This window comes from Chryseobacterium sp. Leaf180 (genome assembly GCF_001424585.1).
Taxonomy (GTDB): Bacteria; Bacteroidota; Bacteroidia; order Flavobacteriales; family Weeksellaceae; genus Chryseobacterium.
Genome location: NZ_LMPJ01000001.1, coordinates 818,161 through 837,970, shown reverse-complemented (window position 1 = coordinate 837,970; position 19,810 = coordinate 818,161). Strand labels below are relative to the sequence as shown.

18 protein-coding genes are annotated in these 19,810 nt (G+C 39.3%); 5 read left to right on the top strand and 13 right to left on the bottom strand.

The annotated features are described in order from the left end of the window. Nucleotides 1–19: 19 nt before the first annotated feature. Genes ASG01_RS03845 through ASG01_RS03810 form a run of 8 tightly spaced genes read right to left on the bottom strand, consistent with a single transcriptional unit; the run spans nt 20 to nt 5,861 of the window. Nucleotides 20–316 (bottom strand): phosphopantetheine-binding protein, encoded by a 297-nt coding sequence (locus ASG01_RS03845; protein WP_262483861.1) that lies wholly within the window; start codon nt 314–316, stop codon nt 20–22. A 41-nt stretch (nt 317–357) separates the two neighbouring features. Beyond that, nucleotides 358–897 (bottom strand): hypothetical protein, encoded by a 540-nt coding sequence (locus tag ASG01_RS03840; protein ID WP_055860126.1) that lies wholly within the window; start codon nt 895–897, stop codon nt 358–360. A 5-nt stretch (nt 898–902) separates the two neighbouring features. After that, the gene (locus ASG01_RS03835; RefSeq protein WP_055860124.1) at nt 903–2,039 is read right to left on the bottom strand and encodes a beta-ketoacyl synthase N-terminal-like domain-containing protein; all 1,137 of its coding nucleotides are present in this window, start codon (nt 2,037–2,039) and stop codon (nt 903–905) included. Continuing rightward, nucleotides 2,036–2,461 carry an acyl-CoA thioesterase gene (locus ASG01_RS03830; RefSeq protein WP_117613414.1) on the bottom strand — a complete coding sequence of 142 codons (426 nt, stop codon included), beginning with the start codon at nt 2,459–2,461 and terminating at the stop codon, nt 2,036–2,038. The genes ASG01_RS03835 and ASG01_RS03830 overlap by 4 nt, the downstream gene beginning before the upstream one ends. Then, nucleotides 2,451–3,716, bottom strand: a complete 1,266-nt coding sequence (locus ASG01_RS03825) for an ABC transporter permease (RefSeq protein ID WP_055860118.1) — start codon at nt 3,714–3,716, stop codon at nt 2,451–2,453. Before ASG01_RS03825 ends, ASG01_RS03830 begins: the two co-directional genes overlap by 11 nt. Then, the gene (locus tag ASG01_RS03820) at nt 3,706–4,458 is read right to left on the bottom strand and encodes an ABC transporter ATP-binding protein (RefSeq protein ID WP_082498280.1); all 753 of its coding nucleotides are present in this window, start codon (nt 4,456–4,458) and stop codon (nt 3,706–3,708) included. The genes ASG01_RS03825 and ASG01_RS03820 overlap by 11 nt, the downstream gene beginning before the upstream one ends. Continuing rightward, complete coding sequence (locus ASG01_RS03815; RefSeq protein WP_055860116.1) at nt 4,459–5,454, bottom strand: BtrH N-terminal domain-containing protein; 996 nt, start codon at nt 5,452–5,454, stop codon at nt 4,459–4,461. Further along, entirely contained in the window at nt 5,454–5,861 is a 408-nt protein-coding gene (locus ASG01_RS03810; protein WP_055860113.1) for a hypothetical protein, read from the bottom strand. Before ASG01_RS03810 ends, ASG01_RS03815 begins: the two co-directional genes overlap by 1 nt. A 205-nt stretch (nt 5,862–6,066) precedes the next feature. Here ASG01_RS03810 and ASG01_RS03805 point away from each other — a divergent pair, with 205 nt between their 5' ends. Beyond that, complete coding sequence (locus tag ASG01_RS03805) at nt 6,067–8,979, top strand: M16 family metallopeptidase (protein ID WP_055860111.1); 2,913 nt, start codon at nt 6,067–6,069, stop codon at nt 8,977–8,979. A gap of 70 nt (nt 8,980–9,049) precedes the next feature. Here ASG01_RS03805 and ASG01_RS03800 read toward each other — a convergent pair whose 3' ends face one another. The 5 genes from ASG01_RS03800 to ASG01_RS03780 all read right to left on the bottom strand — a co-directional run bounded on the left by ASG01_RS03800 (nt 9,050) and on the right by ASG01_RS03780 (nt 12,329). Further along, nucleotides 9,050–9,319: a hypothetical protein gene (locus tag ASG01_RS03800; RefSeq protein WP_055860109.1), complete on the bottom strand. Its 270-nt coding sequence runs from the start codon at nt 9,317–9,319 to the stop codon at nt 9,050–9,052. A 95-nt stretch (nt 9,320–9,414) separates the two neighbouring features. Then, nucleotides 9,415–9,837, bottom strand: a complete 423-nt coding sequence (locus tag ASG01_RS03795) for a hypothetical protein (RefSeq protein WP_055860107.1) — start codon at nt 9,835–9,837, stop codon at nt 9,415–9,417. After that, complete coding sequence (locus tag ASG01_RS03790; protein WP_055860105.1) at nt 9,838–10,269, bottom strand: hypothetical protein; 432 nt, start codon at nt 10,267–10,269, stop codon at nt 9,838–9,840. Beyond that, entirely contained in the window at nt 10,269–11,408 is a 1,140-nt protein-coding gene (locus tag ASG01_RS03785) for a beta-ketoacyl-ACP synthase III (RefSeq protein ID WP_055860100.1), read from the bottom strand. Before ASG01_RS03785 ends, ASG01_RS03790 begins: the two co-directional genes overlap by 1 nt. A gap of 6 nt (nt 11,409–11,414) precedes the next feature. Next, nucleotides 11,415–12,329, bottom strand: a complete 915-nt coding sequence (locus ASG01_RS03780) for a hypothetical protein (RefSeq protein WP_055860097.1) — start codon at nt 12,327–12,329, stop codon at nt 11,415–11,417. 362 nt (nt 12,330–12,691) lie between these two features. Between ASG01_RS03780 and ASG01_RS03775 the strand changes: the two genes are divergently transcribed. The 4 genes from ASG01_RS03775 (at nt 12,692) to ASG01_RS03760 (ending at nt 19,762) form a co-directional block, all read left to right on the top strand. Continuing rightward, complete coding sequence (locus ASG01_RS03775) at nt 12,692–13,684, top strand: hypothetical protein (protein WP_055862149.1); 993 nt, start codon at nt 12,692–12,694, stop codon at nt 13,682–13,684. Further along, a complete protein-coding gene (locus tag ASG01_RS03770; RefSeq protein ID WP_055860095.1) occupies nt 13,681–14,820 on the top strand; it encodes an EpsG family protein in 1,140 nt (379 codons plus the stop codon). The genes ASG01_RS03775 and ASG01_RS03770 overlap by 4 nt, the downstream gene beginning before the upstream one ends. Nucleotides 14,821–15,090: 270 nt before the next feature. Continuing rightward, nucleotides 15,091–18,483 carry a T9SS type A sorting domain-containing protein gene (locus ASG01_RS03765; protein WP_055860093.1) on the top strand — a complete coding sequence of 1,131 codons (3,393 nt, stop codon included), beginning with the start codon at nt 15,091–15,093 and terminating at the stop codon, nt 18,481–18,483. Nucleotides 18,484–18,610: 127 nt separating this feature from the next. Further along, entirely contained in the window at nt 18,611–19,762 is a 1,152-nt protein-coding gene (locus tag ASG01_RS03760) for a hypothetical protein (RefSeq protein ID WP_055860091.1), read from the top strand. Nucleotides 19,763–19,810: the final 48 nt, after the last annotated feature.

The following is a 19,810-nucleotide window of genomic DNA, read 5'->3' as shown; positions in this document are numbered from 1 at the left end:
TACAAATTCCCGGATCTTCCTATTTAGTTCTGTTTTGTTCTATAAATTTCGCCATCGTATCAACCGAAGCGAAGATTTCTTTTCCTTTTTTCGGATCGCTGAGTTTAATTCCGTAGTCCTTATCTAAAAGCACGATCAGCTCAAGTGCATCGATAGAATCCAAACCAAGACCGCCACCGAAAAGTGGATCTTCATCCTTAATTTCCTCTACTGCAACATCTTCAAGGTTAAGAACTTCTATAATTTTGTGTTTTAATTCTTCTTTTAAATTTTCCATTTTATTTTGAAATTTACACTTGCAGAAATTTTGTTTTATGTAAATCAAAACTTCAGAATCGCAAGGATTAAATGTTATTTTTATTTAGTCAGCAAATATACGAAAGCCTGATAACTTTCCTGATAAAGCTCTACCCAGCCATAGAGCACTTTTTCGGCTTTCCCGGAATCCAAAATCTGCTGAGCGTAACGATTGATAAAATCTTCATCAAATGAATCCAACACAAAAAAAGCATTTTCGGTCTGAAGTTGATGCCTGATGCTGATTTCGCCAACACAGATATTGGGGAGTGTATATACAAATACTGCAGGACTCGGATAAAAATTTTCTGACGAATTAATGCTTTGCTGATATTTAAAATCGGTGTCAAGGCTTGAAGATTTATTGGCGAAAACCAAAGCAGTTCTGCTGTGATCACCATTTTTAAGAATCATTTCGGAAGCCAGAAAAGCCAGTTTGCTGAGATGATCCATTTTATGAAACTTCGGATAATCTATATTTAAAAACTTATACGCTTCCTTGGAAAACTCTGCAAAATGTTCCGAATTACTTTCAAAAATCAAGTCGCCGTTCAGTGCAATTTTCGATGCTTCAATCTGGCAAAAATCTGTTTTTTTCATTTTTCCTAATTGATTTTTTCAAGAATTATCGCGGCATTGCATCCGCCAAAACCTGATGCTGTCTTCAGAATTGTATTGATTTTAGCAGCCTGATTTTCTTTAAGAATATTCAAAAATTGTGAAACTCCCGATTTTTCAAAGTTTTTCGAAGCTATTAACAAATTTCGTTTCGCGCTTTCCATCGAAATGATGCTTTCCAGCAAACCTGAAGCACCTAAAGTATGACCGTAAAACGCCTTCAGACTGTGCAGCGGTATGTTTTGAAGGTTCGCCCGGTTAAACGCAATCGCTTCCATTTCATCATTATAAACCGTCGCGGTACCGTGTGCAGAAATAAAATCAATCTGCCCGGAAGAAACATTTGCTTCTTTCATCGCATTCTCTACGCTTGCAAAAAGTCCGTCGCCGGTGCGTGAAGGCCCGGAAATATGATTAGCATCATTGATCGCTGATCCGCCGGATATTTTAAAACTAAAATTTTCGTTTCCGCTAGGATTAGCAGTGATAAAGCAGGAAGCGGCAGCTTCACCAAGATTAATGCCGTCGCGGTTTTCATCATACGGTTTGCAAACTGCTTTTGAAATTGCCTGAAAAGAATTGAATCCTGAAAGCACAAATTCTGAAATCTCGTCGCCGGCCAAAACGAAAGCATCTTCGCAAATTCCGGCTGAGATCATGTTTTTCGCTACAGAAATTGCCATCACACCGGAAACACAGGCATTTGAAATGACAACCGGTTTTATTTTAAAATCAAAAAAATCCGCAATTTTCTGTGCTGAATTTCCCAGATACGCGTTTTCTGGAATTTCATTTTGACCTTTAATCAGACTGATATTTCCTTTCGTGGTCGAAAAAATCAGCGCGGTTTTCTCTGAAATTTTATTCTGTTCGATTAAAGGTTGAAGACTTAAAATAAGTATTTTTTCAAGTCTCGAAAAAACTGAATTTTTAAAATTTTTGTTGAATTTTTCTTCTAAAATTTTATCATCGATTTTGGCTACAAAAAATGATTTCTGCATATTTTCAAAATAAAGCTCCTGTACACCAGATTGTCCTGATACGAGAGCTTTCCAGTTGTTTTCAACATCGAAACCAAGTGGCGTGACGCAGTTGTAATCGGTAATGTAAACGTCCTTCTTCATATTCCCATTTTGTTTTTCCAGCTTTGAAAAAATTCCGGGTTGTACAGGCAGAGATTGTTTTCAGAATCTAAAAAAACCTGCACCGTTTCTCCTTTGCAAACAAGTTTTTTATCTTTATTAAAAAGCTGATAGGTGTAAATCAGCTTTGCCGAATCAGATGGTACCAAAGTGGTGACGATCGTGAAAGTTTCACCATATTTCAACGGAAGAAAATGTTCACAGCTGCTTTTTACTATTGGCGTTGCAAATCCTGCGTTTTTTACATCAAGATAGGTGAGGCCGTGAGCTCGTCCGAAGGCTTCTCTGCCATCTTCGAAATACGTGATGTAATGGCCGTGCCATACGATTCCCAGCGGATCGGTTTCGTTAAAACGTACACGGATTTCTTCTGTGAATTTTATATCTTTTTGCTCAGACTTCATTTTTTTTTCGATCATATAATAAAGAAATTACTACCATCACAATGTAGAAAACCAGCAGGAAAATCAATTTCGGGGCGATTTGCGACAACCCAGCATTTCGAAGAATTATATCATAATACGCGTTCAGTCCCCAGTTCATCGGTGAAAATGCAGCAATTTTCTGCATAAATTCAGGCATCAGAAAAACCGGAACCCAGATTCCGCCGATCGCTGCCAAAACTACAACTGAAGTTGCCCCAAAAGGCGCCGACTGTTCTTGTGTGTCTGCAATGGTACCCAGTAAAATACCAAATCCAATGGCTGCTAAACCTGCAAAAAAAGTAACTACGAGGAGATGAAACATTTTTCCGGTGACGTCAAACTGCGGCAAATCCATGTAAGGAAAAAGATATATTCCCACAGCGACCATCAGTAAAAACTGTATCATACAAATAATGATGTACGTGAATGTTTTGCCTAAAATATGAATGTAATAAGGCGTCGGACTCACACGGATCCGTACACTCGTGCCCTGGCTTTTTTCTTTAACTAAATTGATAGATAAAGGAACTACGATGAAAAAGATCGCGAAAAGCGCCCACGCCGGAACGTTATGCTGTACAGAATTTGGCAAGATTTCTTTCTTTCCTTCCGTGACTGGTTTTATTTCTTTAAATGTGATCAGACTTTTGTTGTCGAGAGCTTCCGTAGTGCCCAGCTGATCCTGAAATGCGGTGTAAATTTTTTTATTTTCAATCCCGAAAATCATTTTATTAATGCCGTCTGTGACAGAATTTTTAAAGGAAGTATTGGTCGCCGGATCGAAGTACAGATGAATTTCCTTTGTCTTGGGAAGTTCTTTTTTTGAGTTTGCAGCGTCAGTTTCCAGACCAAATGAACTCACAATCGACTGTACTTTGGCATCAATATTTTGATTCAGATCGCTCGTCAGATTCTTTGGAATAACAATAGCCAACTGATATTTTCCTGCAAAAACCGCTTTTTCTGCTTCCTTTTCGCTAAAATCGGTGAGCAGCGAAAACGTTTTTGCATTGGTAAGATTTGCTTTAATGCTTTCCGAAACTTCCGAACGGTCGTTGTCAATAAAAATTACCGGAATCCTTGTGCCCTCCAGATTTTTAAATGTAGAATCCTGAATCAGCGTAATGGTGATAATCAACAAAAGAGGCATCAGAAAAATGATGACAATACCGCCGATATCCCTTTTCAGCAAAAGGATTTCTTTAATGAAACTCCGCCACAATTTATACAACATCCCGCAACTCTTTTCCTGTTAATGATATAAAAACCTCCTCCAGATTTTGTGCCTGAGGAACCGAATTGATAAGCTCTTCCGGCGAACCGGTCGCGTGTATTTTTCCGTGATCAATGATTGCGATCTGCGTGCAGAACTCTTCAGCTTCAGACAAATGGTGCGAAGTGTAAATGATCGTTGTGCCTTCTTTATTCAAATTTAAAAGATAATCGATAATCGCTTTTTTAGACTGAACATCCACGCCGACCGTAGGTTCATCAAGAAATAAAACCCTCGGATGATGGAGCGTTCCTGCGATCAGATTGCAGCGTCTTTTCATTCCGCCGGAAAACTGACTTATTTTGGTGTCAGCGAATTTTGCCAGGCCCATCATCTCTAAATCGTGATCGATTTCACGGTGCAGAACGGTGCTTTTCAAACCATAAAGACTCCCAAAATACATCAGGTTTTCTTTGGCGGTAAGCGTCGGATAAAGCGCATATTCCTGTGGAACAGCACCGATGATCTGTCTGATTTTTGTCTGATCTTTTTTGTGCGATAGCCCGTCGATGCTGAAACTTCCTGATGTAGGTTTAATCAATCCCGAAAGCATAGAAAGCAAAGTGGTTTTTCCCGCGCCGTTTGGGCCGAGAATTCCGAAAATTTCTTCTTTTTTTATATCCAGAGAAATATCGTTCACCGAAAAAAAATCGGCTTTTTTATATTTTTTGTAGAGATTTTTGATCTCGATAATCGTATCCAATTAGATTGCTTTTTTCAGTTTTTTATAAAAAGCTTCCTCCAGATCGGCAATGTGAAGCATCGATTTTGAAAGCTCATTGTAAATGTCGCTTTTCGAATTTCGGTTTTTGTACACCCGCGCAATATCTACAGCAAAATCTCTCCAGAGATCACCGATTGCAGTGATTTCTTTCGAAAGCTCATGCAGCTTTTCATTTTTTAAAATAACAGCCGCTTCCTGCAAAAAAGCTCCATAAATAAAACGAAATCCGCCGCCGCCGGTACCAATTTCTTCCTGCATACGAATAAGTTGGCCGAGATAATGATTGGTTTCTTTTGTGCCTTTCTTATGAGCCCACTTGGGAATATTTCTTGCCACCCAGCGAATCGCCTTCACACCAACAATAGGTACAGGCGCAAGCATATTGCTGCACGTATCTTTGATGCCTTTTTTAATTGCTGATTCTAAATCTACATGCTCAGGAATATGCGTGGGAAAGTACATGTGGCCTTTGGGTGCCAGCGCGCCCTTCGCATAACGCACTTTTTCGAGCTCGGCCACAGAAAGCGTTGTTGCAAAATCCATCACAGGGTCGCTGATGAGAAATTTGCCGTCTTCTTTGCCGTATACCACAAGATTGTGGGCGTTAAAATGAAATTTATATTCCTCCGGAAAATACGTAAGATTGAAAACGCCAACCTGCAGACCGGTCGGAATATTCTGCTCCAGATTTTTTTCTAAAGCCTGCTGCGCATCTTTAGGATCTGAAAATTTCTGACGTTTGATCTTTATGCCAAGTCTATTTGCGGCTTTGCTGAAAATCGCCCCAGGCATCGGCCGGTAACTGAATCCCGGAGCAAAATTCACTTTTAAAAAAGGTAAATACACGAAAAAAAGTCCCGAGCCGATCCCGAAAATCATCGGTTCGCTCAGTTTTAAACCTTTGTTTAAAAGCAGATTGCTGGCGACACCATTTTCGCAGTGTGCCGTTTGGTGATGTTCAAAGTTGATTTTCATTATTGTTTCCCACTGAAGTTTTTGAGTTCGTCTACCGAAACCGAAAAAGCATCAGCATATTTTTTCAGCACAGAATCGCTGAGTTTTTTGAAATTATTTGGTTTGCAGTGTCTTTTCACGTTCCATTGCCACATATTCGCGTAAGCAGCAAGCACCGCAAAATCCATTTTATTGAGTTCCATAAAATAAACAATCGGGCTTGCGTTTCCTGCAGCGACGTTTTTTTTTGCAGATTCTATCCTTTCGTTTATCAGCTGCATCGATTCGTCGAGTGCTGCTTTTTTAGCGTCCCAACCGATGCTGTTTACCGTTGTATAATTGTCGTTTTCGTCGGTTACATACAGCATTTCGGTCATGTTTGCAGACTGCAGGTTGCTTTCATCCTGCGGGATTTCGTCTTTTTTCACCGGATTTATTTTATTTAATACAGATTAAAACCTTTATATAATATGACTTTTATCGGTTTTCGAGGGCTAATTTACTAAAATTAAAGCAGATTGTCAGCCGATGCTGTTTGCTGAAGTTTAGATAAAATCCCAGCCAAAAGTTAAAAATATGTAACAAAGTTTTACGTTCTTGCACTAATTATTTAAAATTGATACCTTAAAAAATATGAAGAAAGTTTTCATTTCGCTTTCCTTATTTTTTGCGCTGAATGCCATGGCGCAAAAATTTGAAACGCAAACCGTGACCGATGCGGCTGGATATTCTTACGAAACGGTAAAAAATGATCAGGCCGGCGTGCGTGTTTATACTTTAAAAAACGGTTTGAAAGTATATCTCGCGAAAAACGACGATGCCCCGAGAATTCAGACGTATATTCCTGTGAGAACAGGTTCTAATAATGACCCGAGCGACAATACCGGACTTGCACATTATCTGGAACACATGGTTTTCAAGGGAACTTCGCATCTCGGAACGCAGGATTGGGCGAAAGAAAAGGTTTTGCTTCAGCAGATTTCAGATCTATATGAGCAGCACAAAGCCGAAAAAGATCCGGAGAAAAAGAAAGCGCTGTACAAAAGAATCGATGAGGTTTCTCAGGAAGCTTCAAAATTTGCGATAGCCAACGAATACGACAAGGCAATTTCTTCACTCGGAGCAACAGGGACCAATGCTCACACCTGGCTTGATGAAACGGTTTACAAAAATAATATTCCGGCAAATGAGCTTGAAAAATGGCTTAAAATAGAAAAAGAACGTTTCTCAGAATTGGTTCTGAGACTTTTCCATACAGAACTGGAAGCAGTTTATGAAGAATACAACCGTGCGCAGGATAATGACGGACGTCTGGTAAATTATGCTTTAATGGAAGCTTTATTTCCGAAACATCCAAACGGTCAGCAGACAACAATCGGAACTTCTGAGCATCTGAAAAGTCCTTCAATGGAGGCCATTCACAAATATTTTGACATGTATTACGTGCCAAACAACATGGCAGTGGTTTTGGTTGGCGATTTAGATTTTGACAAAACGATCAAAATGGTCGATCAGTATTTTGGCAGTTTTAAATATAAAGAACTTCCAATGAAAAAAATGGTCACTGAAACACCAATGACTTCTGTGGTAACGAGAACTGTGAAAAGTCCGTCTGCACCAAGAATGACGATGGCCTGGAGATCAGATTCCTACGGAAGCAAGGAAGCGAGACTCGCGACAATGGTTGGCGAAATTCTCAGCAACAGCGGCGATGCCGGTTTAATTGATTTGAATATTACGCAGAAACAGAAAGTTTTGGGCGCAGGCGCGTACGAATCGCCTTATAAAATGTACGGCGCTTTCACGATGTATGTGATGCCGAAGGAAGGGCAGAGTTTTGATGACGCTAAAAAATTAATGCTTTCTCAGATTGATTTGATTAAGAAAGGCGATTTCCCGGACTGGATGCAGAAAGCGATCGTTAATGATATGAAAGTGCAGCGCATGAAAAGTCTGGAAACAGCCGACGGACTTGCCACAACACTTTACGGTGCGTATATTAATGAGAGAACCTGGCAACAGGAACTCGATGATATCAACGAGTATGAGAAGATTTCTAAAGCAGATATTGTAAAGTTTGCAAATGATTTCTTTAAAGATAATTATGTAGTTGTTTACAAGGAAAAAGGAGTGAATGACAAATTGGTGCGCGTGCAAAATCCCGGGATTACACCGATTAAAATCAACCGTGATGCGCAGTCTCCGTTTTTGAAAAGTATTCTTTCGACAAAAGCAGGCGACATCAGACCTCAGTTTATTGATTACAATACGGCGATTGCTACAAGTAAAATAAAAGACAAAAAAGTAAGTTTCGTAAAAAACAAATACAACGAAGTTGCGCAGGTAAGCTATGTTTTTCCTTTTGGTACGGATAATGACAAAGAACTTTCACTGGGCGTGAGTGTCTTGCAATATCTCGGTACCGATAAATATACACCGGAGCAGCTGAAAGAAGAGTTTTTTAAACTGGGAATCAGCAACAGTTTCAGAACATCAAATGATCAGACAATCATCACGCTCACCGGTTTGGAAAGCAATATGAAAAAAGGTGTAGAACTGATGAATCACTGGCTGACGGATGTGAAAGCCGATAAAGCGATCTACGGCCAGACCGTAAAAACAATTTTGGAGTCTCGTGATGTCGCCAAGAAAGACAAAACGAGAATCATGGCAGCACTTACCAATTATGCCAAATACGGCAAAGATTCAAGAATGAGCGATGTGATTTCTAAAGAGCGTCTGCAAAATATTGATGTGAATCAGCTGATGTCGAAAATCAAAACGTTGAATATGTATCCGTACGAAGTTTTCATTTACGGGCAGGATCAGCAAAAAATGGAAAAAGCGGCAAAACCATTTATCGTAAACGCAACAATGCAGCCGGCAAAAGCAAAAGTATACCCAGAGCCGGCGACGCAGGACAAGGTATATTTTACCAATTACGATATGGTACAAATGGAGATGTCTAAAGTAGCAAAAGGCAGCGAAGTGAATCTGAAAAACTTTGGAAAAGTAAATGTTTTCAACGAATATTTCGGGCGCGGCTTATCTTCAATTGTTTTCCAGGAAATCAGAGAAAGTAAGTCTTTGGCATATTCTGCATACGTTTCTTATGCAACGGCGAGCGAAAAAAATCATCCGAATTATATTACCAATTACATCGGAACGCAGGCCAACAAACTTCCGATGGCTGTAAATGCGATGAATGATTTAATGGCAGATTTCCCGCAAATTCCGGCGCAGTTTGAGAATGCAAAAGGTTCGGCTTTAAAACAGATTGCGAGTACCAGAATCAACCGTCAGAATATTTATTTTAATCAGCTCGCTTTAAAAAAACTGGGCATCGATTACGATATCAGAAAAGATATTTACGGTGAAATTCAGATGCTGTCATTGCCTCAGCTCACGGGTTTCTATAATGCTGATATCAAACCGCTGAAGTACAACACGGCGATTATCGGTAAAAAAGAAAACTTAGATATGGCTTCTATCAATAAAATGGGAAGTTTTGAAGAGGTTAGTTTGGAAACGATTTTCGGTTACTAAAAGTTTAGTTTATATAAAAAAAAGTGAGGCAGAAATGTCTCACTTTTTTGTTCTCATTAAACCGGAAAATTTATTTTCTCCTTTTGTATTTCAGCTGAATCAGCATATAGACTTCATCTTTCTGTGTGTCGCGGCACCATGTGCGCTCAGTGACCAAAGCATTGTCATACAGGTTTAGATCTTCCATGTTTTCGTAATATTCGTGCCGCTCGGACGTCTGATATTTAAAAAATGAAATAAGATTCACCTCATCGCCAACTTGCGGTGCCACCGGAAATTCTACCGAATTTTCAAACTCAAACTCTACATCATACGAATAGAACCTTACTTTTACGCTCATATTATTTGTTTATTCAAATATAGCGAAAATCAAACCTTTCGGTTTAAACATAAAAAAAGCCGACAGAAAGCCGGCTTTTCATTTTTATATTGAGTTTAAATTTCCTGCACAAACATGCTGATTTCCGCCTGCAGAAGAAGTTTTTCGCCGAGAAAAGTTTCGCATTTTACCTGACAGATATTTTCGTATCTCGAAATTAATTCCGCTTTTGAAATAATGTTTTCGCCGACATCCGGCAAATCAAAAATCTCTATTTTTTTGATGCTGGCAATAAATCCGATCATTGGTTTTCCTTTTTCTGCTGACATCGAATTTCCCAAAATCGTAGCGCTCGTTTGGGCGCAGTGCTCAGTGAGTCCGCTTTCGCAGAATTTATTTTCAGAAATAAAAATATTATCTTTTCGAATGGAAAATTTTGTCACGATGAAGCTGTCTGTGATTTCAAGAATCTCATCCACCATCAGCATCGGCGCGCGGTGCGGAAGCAAATTCTGAATATATGCGAGGTGGTTTTCCATTTATTTAATGACAGTTTTCATCTCAGATCGGGCGATTGTTTTCCCTTCAAGTCTGGTGATAATTTCAACAGAAGTTACACCAAGCATTTCATTTAAAATAGTGATTTCACTTTCAAGTCTGCTTCCCGCTTTCGGCAGTTCTTCCGCTTCAAAAGATTTTATTGCACCGATATAACCGGTCGGCGTTTCTTTACCTAAAAGATGATGTCTAAATCCGGTATGAAGCGCCACGCTCTGCGCCTGATGCTCGATCAAACCGCTCGCCTGAAAATATCCTTTCTGAACAAATAGATGATCTTCGGGAATGATAAATTCGGAAATCAAATCTGTTTCAGAATAGGAGATAATCCCGCTTACCATTACAAAAGGTGTTTTTTGCGGAATGAGTTTTCCGATAAAATCTGGGTCTGAAACCGGCAGCTGAATTTCCATTAAACTACCGTTAAAAGTGCACATGAATAGGCAAATCTTCCGCTCTCAGGAACGCAGAGTAAAACTTTTTCGCCTTTCTTCAGTTTCCCGGAATTCATTAATTCTTCCAATGCGATAAAGATAGAACCTGCACCTATATTCCCAACTTCTGAGAGGTTGTAAAACCATTTTTCGTAAGGGAAATCAAGTCCGACAGCAGCAAATTCGGTCTTTAAACCTTCTTTAAAATAACCTGAAGAAACATGGGCCAACACGTGATCGATAGATTCCGGGTCGAGATTGTGTTTGTCAAAAGACGCGCGTAAACTTTCGGCACCTTTCACCAGAATAAATTCATCAAGAAGTTTTGTATCTTGTTTTAATGCAAAAATCGACTGCTTCAGCCATTCTTCAGAAGGATAATCTGCCCAGGATTTTAGACTTCCGTCCTCCTGTTTTTCAGTTCCTGCGTACATACAGGCCTCGATCTGATGAGCATACGAATAAAAATCTATAAATTCTATACGAAGCGAAGTGCTGTTTTCGCGCGGTTTGTCCTGCAGCAAAAATGCGCCTGCACCATCGGAAAGCATCCATCTCAAAAATTCTCTTTTGAAGGCGATGATCGGTCTTTCTTCAAGAAGTTTCAGATTTTCTGCTTCGTGATCAAATTTATCGGCAGTCATCCACGAAGAAAAACGCTCAGAACCGACGCAGACTGCATTGTCTTTCACGCCTGCTTTTACCGAAAGAAAACCGTAGTTTAATGCGTTCATTCCGGCGTTGCAAAGCCCCATTGACGTATTGATTTCCACCGAGTTTTTAGTTTTTAAAACGCCGTGCACCATTGATGCATGCGAAGGCTGAATCTGATCGGCAGACGTCGTTCCGCAAGAGATCAGTTGAAGATCGTCTTTCGTAAAATGATCATCAAAAAGTCCTTCGATCGCTTTTGCCGTGATATCTGCATTGGTATGCGTTGCTTTTTGATTTTTATCTAAAGCGTAATATCTTGTTTTTATCTGATTATTTCGTAAAATTAAAGCTTTAGCTTTTGAAGGAGTGTCGTTTACCATACCGAGATAGCTCTCCATTTCATCATTCGTCACCGGCTCATTTGGCAAAAAAGTAGATGCCTTGGTGATGTATACTTCTTTCATCTTCTGTTATTTAATTTTAATACCCTGTAAATATTCTTTCTGTCTCTGTCTTTTAGACCATAAAACCGGCGCCAGAAGGATGTGGAACACCAAAACGATTGGCGAAATAATCCAGATAGCGGCCATGAGATACATTTTAAAAAACTTAATTAAAGTCGGTCTTTTGTGACTGTTTTTCATGATCAGGTTTGACCAGACCGTGAAAATCTTATTTCCTACTTTTTCTACACGCACTAAAAACGGACGGATTTCTACGGCGCCATTTTTCACAAGATCAGGCTGTAGGTTTGCGAAATCATTATTTTCAAAATGACTTTCGATGATTCTTCCGTATTTTCCTGCACCTGAAATTTCTTCCTCTGAAACGCCTGCGGCAGGCAGCATCCCTGATTTTTCTTTCTTACCGGTCGTTAGCCATCTCAAAATCGTCAGTACACTTGTATAATTGTCGTGTCGGTCTACAAGTGCGATATTTCCGATGAGGTTGGCATTTAAGTTTTTAAGATAAACCTTCAGTTTTTCCTGCGAAAGCATCCACATATTTCTCGTTCCGGAAATTGTTACCACCGGCGTATTTGCCATCAATTTTTCCGCAAAACCACTCTTTAAAAAAGAAATAATGGGAATGGAAGGTGTGAGATACCATACCTGATAACCGAAGAGAATGAGATCATATTTCTGATTTAAAACTTCTTCAGAAGGCGGCAAAATATCACTCGGAATCTGCAGATAAGACTCCGGAAATGTGTCAAAGAAAACATCACCCGGCCACGGAAAAGGAAAATCCTTTTTCATATGAATCTGGTAATAGGTCACTTTATATTCGTCGGTCTTTTCCTCAAACGGCTGGGCAATATTTTTCATAATATCTTCCAGCTGGCCCGTCTGCGTGTAGTAAATGACCAAAATATTTTTCTGCATCTGCAATTTTTAAAGCTACAAAAATAAGATATTCTACATAAACATTTTGTAACCGATTATGACTTTGATTGCAAAGAAGGGTTTTAGTTAAAGCTGTGTAAAAATCAACTATTTACGTAAAAATAGTTTATAAAATGACAGTTGATAATTCACTTACCACACCGTAAGTTGCTTATGTCTGAAAGTCAAGTGAAAGCAGTAATAAGATGTCGGGTATTCATCTTTTAGAAACCATTACACATTTTTCTTTGCTCAGTTTTGCGCTATTATTTTCAGGATTAAAAATTTCTTAAAAAAATGAAAAAAACCTATACTTTTGCAGAGTTCTTTAGTTGCCGTGCCGCAATCCGCACGGATCTTTTATGACGAATACATTTGAAGAAAAAATTTACCGCGTTCTTTTTGTAGTAATCTTGCCGTTTCTGCTGTTTTTCATGGCATATTATGGTTTCGAATCTTCTTATGTTAAAATAAAAACAGTAGAAAACGTTCCCGGTTTTATGTTTTCTTCGGTGTATGCGTACCGCGTTTTGCCCAATCTCTTCAGTGTAGAAACAACAGATTTTCTTCGGAATTTTACTGAAAACTATCTGCCGGCTCAAAAAGATTTTATTTTAAAAAGCGGGTCGTATTTTTATCACGCAACATTTCTTGTCAATGTTCTGTTTTTTCTGCTTTCATCTTACTTAATTAAAATTCTGCTTGAATTTTCTTCCTCAAATGTTTCAAATATAAAAATCATGCATCTGCTTGCGGTTTTCTTTCTTGTGATAGCGCAGTACGTTCCGACCAACTGCGATATGATGGCAGTTTTTCTCTACTTGGCAGGCATTTTTTTAAGTTTAAGATATTTGAAACTGAGAAAAATATCAGATTTTGTTCTTTTGCTGGCGGTTATTTTTGTTTCAACTTTAGTCCGCGAAACTGCGTGTCTCAATATCGCTTTCTTCGCCGCGCTTACCATTAATCTTAAAAATTTATCTGATTTAAAATCAAAAAATTTTATCGAAACCGGAGCTTTGGTCATCGCGTTTGTAGTTCCTTACGTTGCATTACGATTATTGATTCCGCAGGATGCGTCATTTGCTGAAGGTGTTTATTTAAAACAGAATTTCAGCAGTCCATATAATTTGGCAGGATTAATTTTCGGGATTTTGTCGGTGTACTTTTTTTACCATTTATCTCAACCCGAAGAAAGAAAAATATTGAAAAATTATCTTTTCTTTGCCGTGCCATATTTGCTGATGATTGCGTTGGTCGGTCTTTTCTGGGAAACCCGGCTTTTTCTCCCGATTATTTTGACGGCTTTACTCACCGTGTCTGGCAGTTTTAGCAAAAAGAACGTTTCTGCATGAGTTTACTACATCCATATTATATCATTGCACTTATTTATCTGCTTATCTTTAGTATGCAGGAAGTTTTTGGGCGCAAAGTAGATAAAAAATATCTGTGGTTTCTGGCAGGTTATCTCATTGTGATTGCGGGTTTGCGGAATCAGGTTGGTCCAGATTACGGCAGTTATATCGGTATTTACAATTATTCCGATACTAAAGATTACGTAAGTATTATTCTCAAAGCTTTGTATCTCGACGGGCCGCAACCCGTGGAACTCGAGTGGCTTTTTGTACTTATTAATAAATTGCTTTTAAACATTTTCAATGCACCGTTTTATATGCTGACGCTCGTCGTCGCGGCGATTACGGTGTTTTTCAAAGTAGAATATGTGAGCGATAACACGTTTTATCCGTTCACATTTATTCTTTTTATGTTCATTCCCGGGTTTTTTATTGGTGAAAGCGGGCAGATCCGTCAGTGTTTAGGATCTTTTATCGTTTATTTTGCGATCCGCTTCATTAAAGAAAGAAATCTGCTGATGTATTTGCTTTTCATCTATATAGGTGCCGGAATTCATAATGTCTGTTACGTTTTTCTGCCGATGTATTGGGTGGCCAGAGTTCCGTTAAATAAAGCCTGGATGCTTATTTTAATCATCGCTTCGGTGTTTGCTTCTCCGTTTGAAGTGTACCGTATTTTTGGCGATTTGATTACCAGCGTGGCTTCAGACAATATGCTTGTAGAAGGTTTCAACGGTTATATTGACGAGACCGCACAGCGTTTAAATGGCGAGATCGGAATTCCGGAAATTATGATGGCGATTCTCACGTTTTTCCTTTTCTTTTTTGATACACCGATGCGCGAAAAATATCCATATTACGAGTATCACAGAAATTATGCAGTCATCGGGATCTGTTTTTATTTTATTTTCAGAAATAATCCTGTTTTCTCCTCGCGGCTTGCTGGTGCGTTTATCGGATTTTCTTACATTATCATTATTAATACGATGTATGTGGTCTCCGAAAACACAAAAAAGATCATTTATACGTTTATAATTTCTCTTTTTGTCTTCAATTTTATCGTCTTTTCAACCTTCCGGAATATTGTTGCGGGCCGCTTCACTGCAGAATTATATCAAAACTATCTATTGCCTTAGATTTTCTGTAATAAAATCCATTAAGTGTTTTCTCTACATTTTTATTTTTAAGTCTTATTTTTCTCACTCTTTTCGCAAACAAATCCTTTTCGGTTGAAAAAAAGTAGTAAAACAGTCGTTTTTATTAAAATCTTGAGTTAAAGATAAAATACCAATGTCATTATTTATTCAACATTATATTTATACTTTATATAAATTATATTTTATATAAATGGTAATTATGTATGAAAGGCGCAAAAGTTGTAGTTTTCGCTTCTTAAAGAATTACATATGAAAATCTCTACTTTGAAAATTTTTGCAGCCGCATTTTACTTTTCTGCCTGCGGTTTGAGTGCTCAGATTGTTCCGGGAAATTCTTCCGGAAAAACCCGGTTTGCCAATGATGGGATTTTAGTTGCCGAAATGGAGTCGAAAGACTGGACGAAAGCGCCAAACAGCTATAGTTTTGATCCGGCAACTTCAGCGGAAGGTTTGCTGATTCCCATCAAAAAAGCATACGCGATGTGGCAAAACAATTCTTTTCTGGCTTCTGCCGGATTTCCGGCCGGAAATGTCACGGCTGATGTTCTATGGGAAGATGTTCACGGACTGATCAAATCGGCACAGGATTATTCGCTGGAAATTACAGGTTCTGGCGAAGACGCCAAAATTAAAGTTCCGATCAATAAAAGCAGGGAAGGAAATGCAGTGATTGCCCTGAAAGTAAACGGCGAAATCTACTGGTCGTGGCATGTTTGGGTGACTGATAATCCTGAAAATGGATCTGCCTACAAAAGTTTTGCTGATCTTAAAAGAATGAGAAAAGACGGTATTCTGGAAAGTATTCCCGATGCAGACTGGAAATGGATGGACCGAAATCTTGGCGCCATAAGCAATTCAATATCTGGACCCGAATGGAACCGAAATGGCGGTCTGCTCTACCAATGGGGAAGAAAAGATCCGATTCCGCCGCTGGTTTTGAAAGGCGATGATTTTTACGAAGTATCCGGCTCGATCGGAAGAGTGCGCCACCGAAACGCCAGAAACTCAAATGTTTTGAATTTCGACAATCTCAGAAAATTTTATCCGGTTTCTACGGCTACGGTTTCAAATAATATCCAGCGTTCGGTAAAAAATCCGCTGAGTCTGATCTATGTAAATAAAGATGATAACTCGGGGCTGGCTTTTTACAACAATAATCCAAATCTTATGGTCAACTGGTTCGGAAAAGTTTCTGATACCAACGACGCGACTTTGTCTGAGCTCAATCTTTGGTCAGATAATTCTGAAGGAAAAGTTTATCCGAATTACAACAGCGATCAGAGCGCGGCGCCGTACAGAAGCAAATCGCCTTTCGATCCTTGTCCGAATGGCTGGCGGATTCCCTCGATGCTTGCGGCGAACCTTGCTTCGTCCACATACAACGATGATGTCAGGATAGATTTTTCGCCTTTTGGAGTGCAGACAAGTTTAGGTAAAAGTGCTTTTGAAGCAAATAATTATCACATCATTAAACCAAACGATAATGCAGTTCCTGCGTTTATGACAGGCTTTAAAGTATATCCGAATCTCGGTTTTGATTTAAGCAATGTTGCCGGAAAAAATATGGGAATTTTTCCTGGAGTTGGTCAGTTGGCAATTAATTCTCAGGGTGGACAGTACACCGATCAGCATCACACAACTTTGTGGACGGCAACAATGGTAAGACATTTTGATGCAACTCCTTCTGTCGGAGCGCGTGCACTTTTTCTGCTTTCCGATAAATATCAGAATGATACACCCGATGCATCAAATTCTACAGTAAAAGGAAGATACTGGTACATGCCGACCGCAACTTCCAAAACTTCAGACGCTGCGGGCTGCCGATGTGTGAAAGATCCTTTGTATTTGGTCGATTCTTACGATTTTCCGACGGAATATCTTTCGCCGACAAATGATTTCTCGGAAGGAATGGATCAGCCAAATACCTATCAGTTGGTTAAAAGCGCATCAGCAAATACCATTGAAATTCCGGTAAGTAAAGCTTTTTCGGTACAAAGTCAGATGCTGGGAAATGCTGCAATTTTAAATCCGGTAAATTTTAACAGTTTAAAAGCAAACGTTTTATGGTCGACCAATACATCATTAATTAATACAGTTTCGGTAATTAATCCGTCGCCTTCAGGCACTTCAGGTTTGGTTAATTCTAAAATTTCTGTAATCATTAATCCCAACCAAAGTGGAAATGCCGTAGTTACTTTACACAACGGCAGCATTACAAATCCGGTATACTGGTCGTGGCACATCTGGGTGACAGATTCTCCCGTGGAAACGTACCAGTACACTACCGAAATGCCAAATACTTCTGCTGCCAATTACGTAAATTATATTCTGAAGGGCGATATTTTAAAAACAGAATTTATGGACCGGAATCTCGGTGCAACTGATGCTTTTCCGAATGTTGCCAATCCATTAACGCCGACTGCGGCAGAACTGGCAAAGATTCGTGCATCTACAGGAATGCAGTATCAGTGGGGAAGAAAAGACCCGATTCCTTCTTTTCAGTTTGCTGATAACAGAGCTTCGTACAATATTTTCCTGGGAAATGTTTCGCAAAACGGTACGGTTGCTTATACCACTCTTGCTGGAGGAACTTACAATAACACCTCGGGAAATTACATCATCCCGTTTTCCGCATATTCTACCGCGGCAAATGTGCAGACAACTGATAAGGTTTCAGATAAAATTGCCAAAATATTATCTTATTCTGTGAAAAATCCTCTGGTGTACATGGTTCCGAGCGCTTTTGCACCATTTAACAGCAGTGCACCGCTGAACACGGGCGGAACAGACTGGCTGATGAATGAGCCAAATCTTGCAGCCGACCGTTGGGGACGTGGCGGAACGAAATCAGTCTTCGATCCTTGCCCGGAAGGCTGGAGAATTCCTGATCTTACGGGTGTTGCCGTGATTGCCAATCGCGATTTTGGAATGTCACCCTGGTTTAAAAAAGATAAAAATGTGGCGACAAGTTACAGCGTCATCAATGATTATCTGGGAATACGCGTGAGAAACAGCACAAGCACGACGATCGGTTACATGTACGGAAATTCTGCATACAGTGTTGGAAATTATCCGAATTCAGGATCGAGAGGTTTTAGAAGTGTGACTGGAAATCAGACTGCGCAGGGAACTTTTACCGTAAATAATTTCCAGTATCCCGGGATCTGGACGGCTGCTCTCAATTCAAATTATCTCGGAAGACCTATAAATATTCTTTTTGATGCCGCTTCGAGTGCCAACCGCATGATTGCTTTTCATGACAACAACGATCCTTATTTCGGAATGAACTGCCGTTGTGTAAAGGTAAAATATGCCAACGGCAAAGAAGAAGGTCCGGTGGTGCGCATACCTGTTACCTCTGGTAATTCGCAGAAAGCGACCAATACCTATTCAAAAGCAGAAGTTGTAGAAAAAACCAGAGATGCAGCGATCACTGTTTTCCCAAATCCTGTCGGAAACACGCTTTATCTTAAAGCTGATGCAGAAAAAATGTATTATTTTCAGCTTTATAATCTTTCCGGTCAGCTGATAAAATCTGGCAAATTTGAGGATATGAAAACCGATGTTTCTTCGCTTATTTCCGGTGTTTATCTTTTGAGAATCAATAATTCTGAAAGTGTGATCAAGATTACCAAGAAGTAATTTTCTTTTCATTCAGCTTCAAACAAAATAGCTGTCGCAACCGTCAAATTCTTATTTTTGCCGATGAAAATAGGAAAATGGTGGGCGACAGCTGTTTTGTTTTTTGTTTTAAACTAAAACTTTACAAATGAGATCAGAGAAAATCAGCTTTTTTCTGAATCTAAAAACGTGGATGTATCTCATCATCGGCGCAACCGCTGCGTTTTCGCTTTTTTTCACGTATCTGCACAATGCGCGGGCCGACGGCTATGTCCTCGGCGACTGGCTGATTAATTATCAGGATGGCGGTTTTAAACGCCGTGGACTATCCGGAAGTTTTTTCTTTCTGCTGCAGGATTTTACCGGAATTAAACTGAATCTTCTGGTTTTTTCCGCACAGTTTGTTATTATAACAGCTTTTTTCTGGAATTATTTTAAACTCATTCAGTACAAAACCGGAACTTGGCTTTACCTCTCGCTGTTGCTTTCTTCTATCGGATTTGTCGGGATTTTCAACTGTGTCGATTACGTCGGGAAAAAAGAATTTATCCTGTTTCTCATTTTCGCATGGTTTACAAGGCAGCTTGATCAGAATACACTTAGTTTAAAAAAGGAATATTTGGTCGCAGCTGTACTTTTTGTAGCGATGTTCCTGCATGAATTGGCGCTGTTTTTCATTCCCTATTTTATTGTTGTATTGTATTTAAAAACGGGAAAGTGGGAATTTAAACGATATTTAAAATTCATCATTGCGGTTTTTGTACCTGCGGTTTTGCTTTTTCTCTTTGGAAAAAATATCAATGAAGGAAATTCGCTGCCGATTTTAGCAGATCGCGGCGTCGTTTTCACGCGTGGAATTTTCTTCTGGAATATCAACGAACGTGAATACATAAAAGAACATTTTGAAGAATACAGGCTCTATTTTTTAAGTTTAATGATTTCTGCGGTGCATCTTTATTTTTATTTAAAATTCCAGAAAAACGGAAAAAAGATAGGCTTGATGCTCGTTGCCACATTTCTGTTTTCGCTGCCTTTATTTTATCTGGCGATCGACTGGGGCCGCTGGATGTACATTCACATGATTTTTATAATTATTCTGATGTCAGTTTTTCTGGAAAAAAGCAGTCAGGCTTTTGCAAGTGAAAAAACAGTTTTTAATGAGAAGTTTTTCATCACGGTTTTCATTATTTTATTCTCGCTCTGCTACCGCGTTGAAATGTCGGGAAGCGGCTTCACATGGGACGGATTTTTCTACCGAACGCTTGTCGCTCCGGCTCATCTCCTTAATAAAATGCGCTGATTCAAAAAGCGGTATCAAAAAAAGCTTTACTTTTGCAAAAATTTCAGA

Bases quoted from the DNA above. Each gene is read 5' to 3' on its own strand.
- ASG01_RS03765 (WP_055860093.1), top strand. From the start codon at position 15,091: ATGAAAATCTCTACTTTGAAAATTTTTGCAGCCGCATTTTACTTTTCT.
- ASG01_RS03760 (WP_055860091.1), top strand. From the start codon at position 18,611: ATGAGATCAGAGAAAATCAGCTTTTTTCTGAATCTAAAAACGTGGATG.
- ASG01_RS03815 (WP_055860116.1), bottom strand. From the start codon at position 5,454: ATGAAAATCAACTTTGAACATCACCAAACGGCACACTGCGAAAATGGT.
- ASG01_RS03800 (WP_055860109.1), bottom strand. From the start codon at position 9,319: ATGAGCGTAAAAGTAAGGTTCTATTCGTATGATGTAGAGTTTGAGTTT.
- ASG01_RS03780 (WP_055860097.1), bottom strand. From the start codon at position 12,329: ATGCAGAAAAATATTTTGGTCATTTACTACACGCAGACGGGCCAGCTG.
- ASG01_RS03770 (WP_055860095.1), top strand. From the start codon at position 13,681: ATGAGTTTACTACATCCATATTATATCATTGCACTTATTTATCTGCTT.
- ASG01_RS03835 (WP_055860124.1), bottom strand. From the start codon at position 2,039: ATGAAGAAGGACGTTTACATTACCGATTACAACTGCGTCACGCCACTT.
- ASG01_RS03790 (WP_055860105.1), bottom strand. From the start codon at position 10,269: ATGGAAATTCAGCTGCCGGTTTCAGACCCAGATTTTATCGGAAAACTC.
- ASG01_RS03795 (WP_055860107.1), bottom strand. From the start codon at position 9,837: ATGGAAAACCACCTCGCATATATTCAGAATTTGCTTCCGCACCGCGCG.
- ASG01_RS03830 (WP_117613414.1), bottom strand. From the start codon at position 2,461: ATGAAGTCTGAGCAAAAAGATATAAAATTCACAGAAGAAATCCGTGTA.
- ASG01_RS03840 (WP_055860126.1), bottom strand. From the start codon at position 897: ATGAAAAAAACAGATTTTTGCCAGATTGAAGCATCGAAAATTGCACTG.
- ASG01_RS03775 (WP_055862149.1), top strand. From the start codon at position 12,692: ATGACGAATACATTTGAAGAAAAAATTTACCGCGTTCTTTTTGTAGTA.
- ASG01_RS03825 (WP_055860118.1), bottom strand. From the start codon at position 3,716: ATGTTGTATAAATTGTGGCGGAGTTTCATTAAAGAAATCCTTTTGCTG.
- ASG01_RS03805 (WP_055860111.1), top strand. From the start codon at position 6,067: ATGAAGAAAGTTTTCATTTCGCTTTCCTTATTTTTTGCGCTGAATGCC.
- ASG01_RS03785 (WP_055860100.1), bottom strand. From the start codon at position 11,408: ATGAAAGAAGTATACATCACCAAGGCATCTACTTTTTTGCCAAATGAG.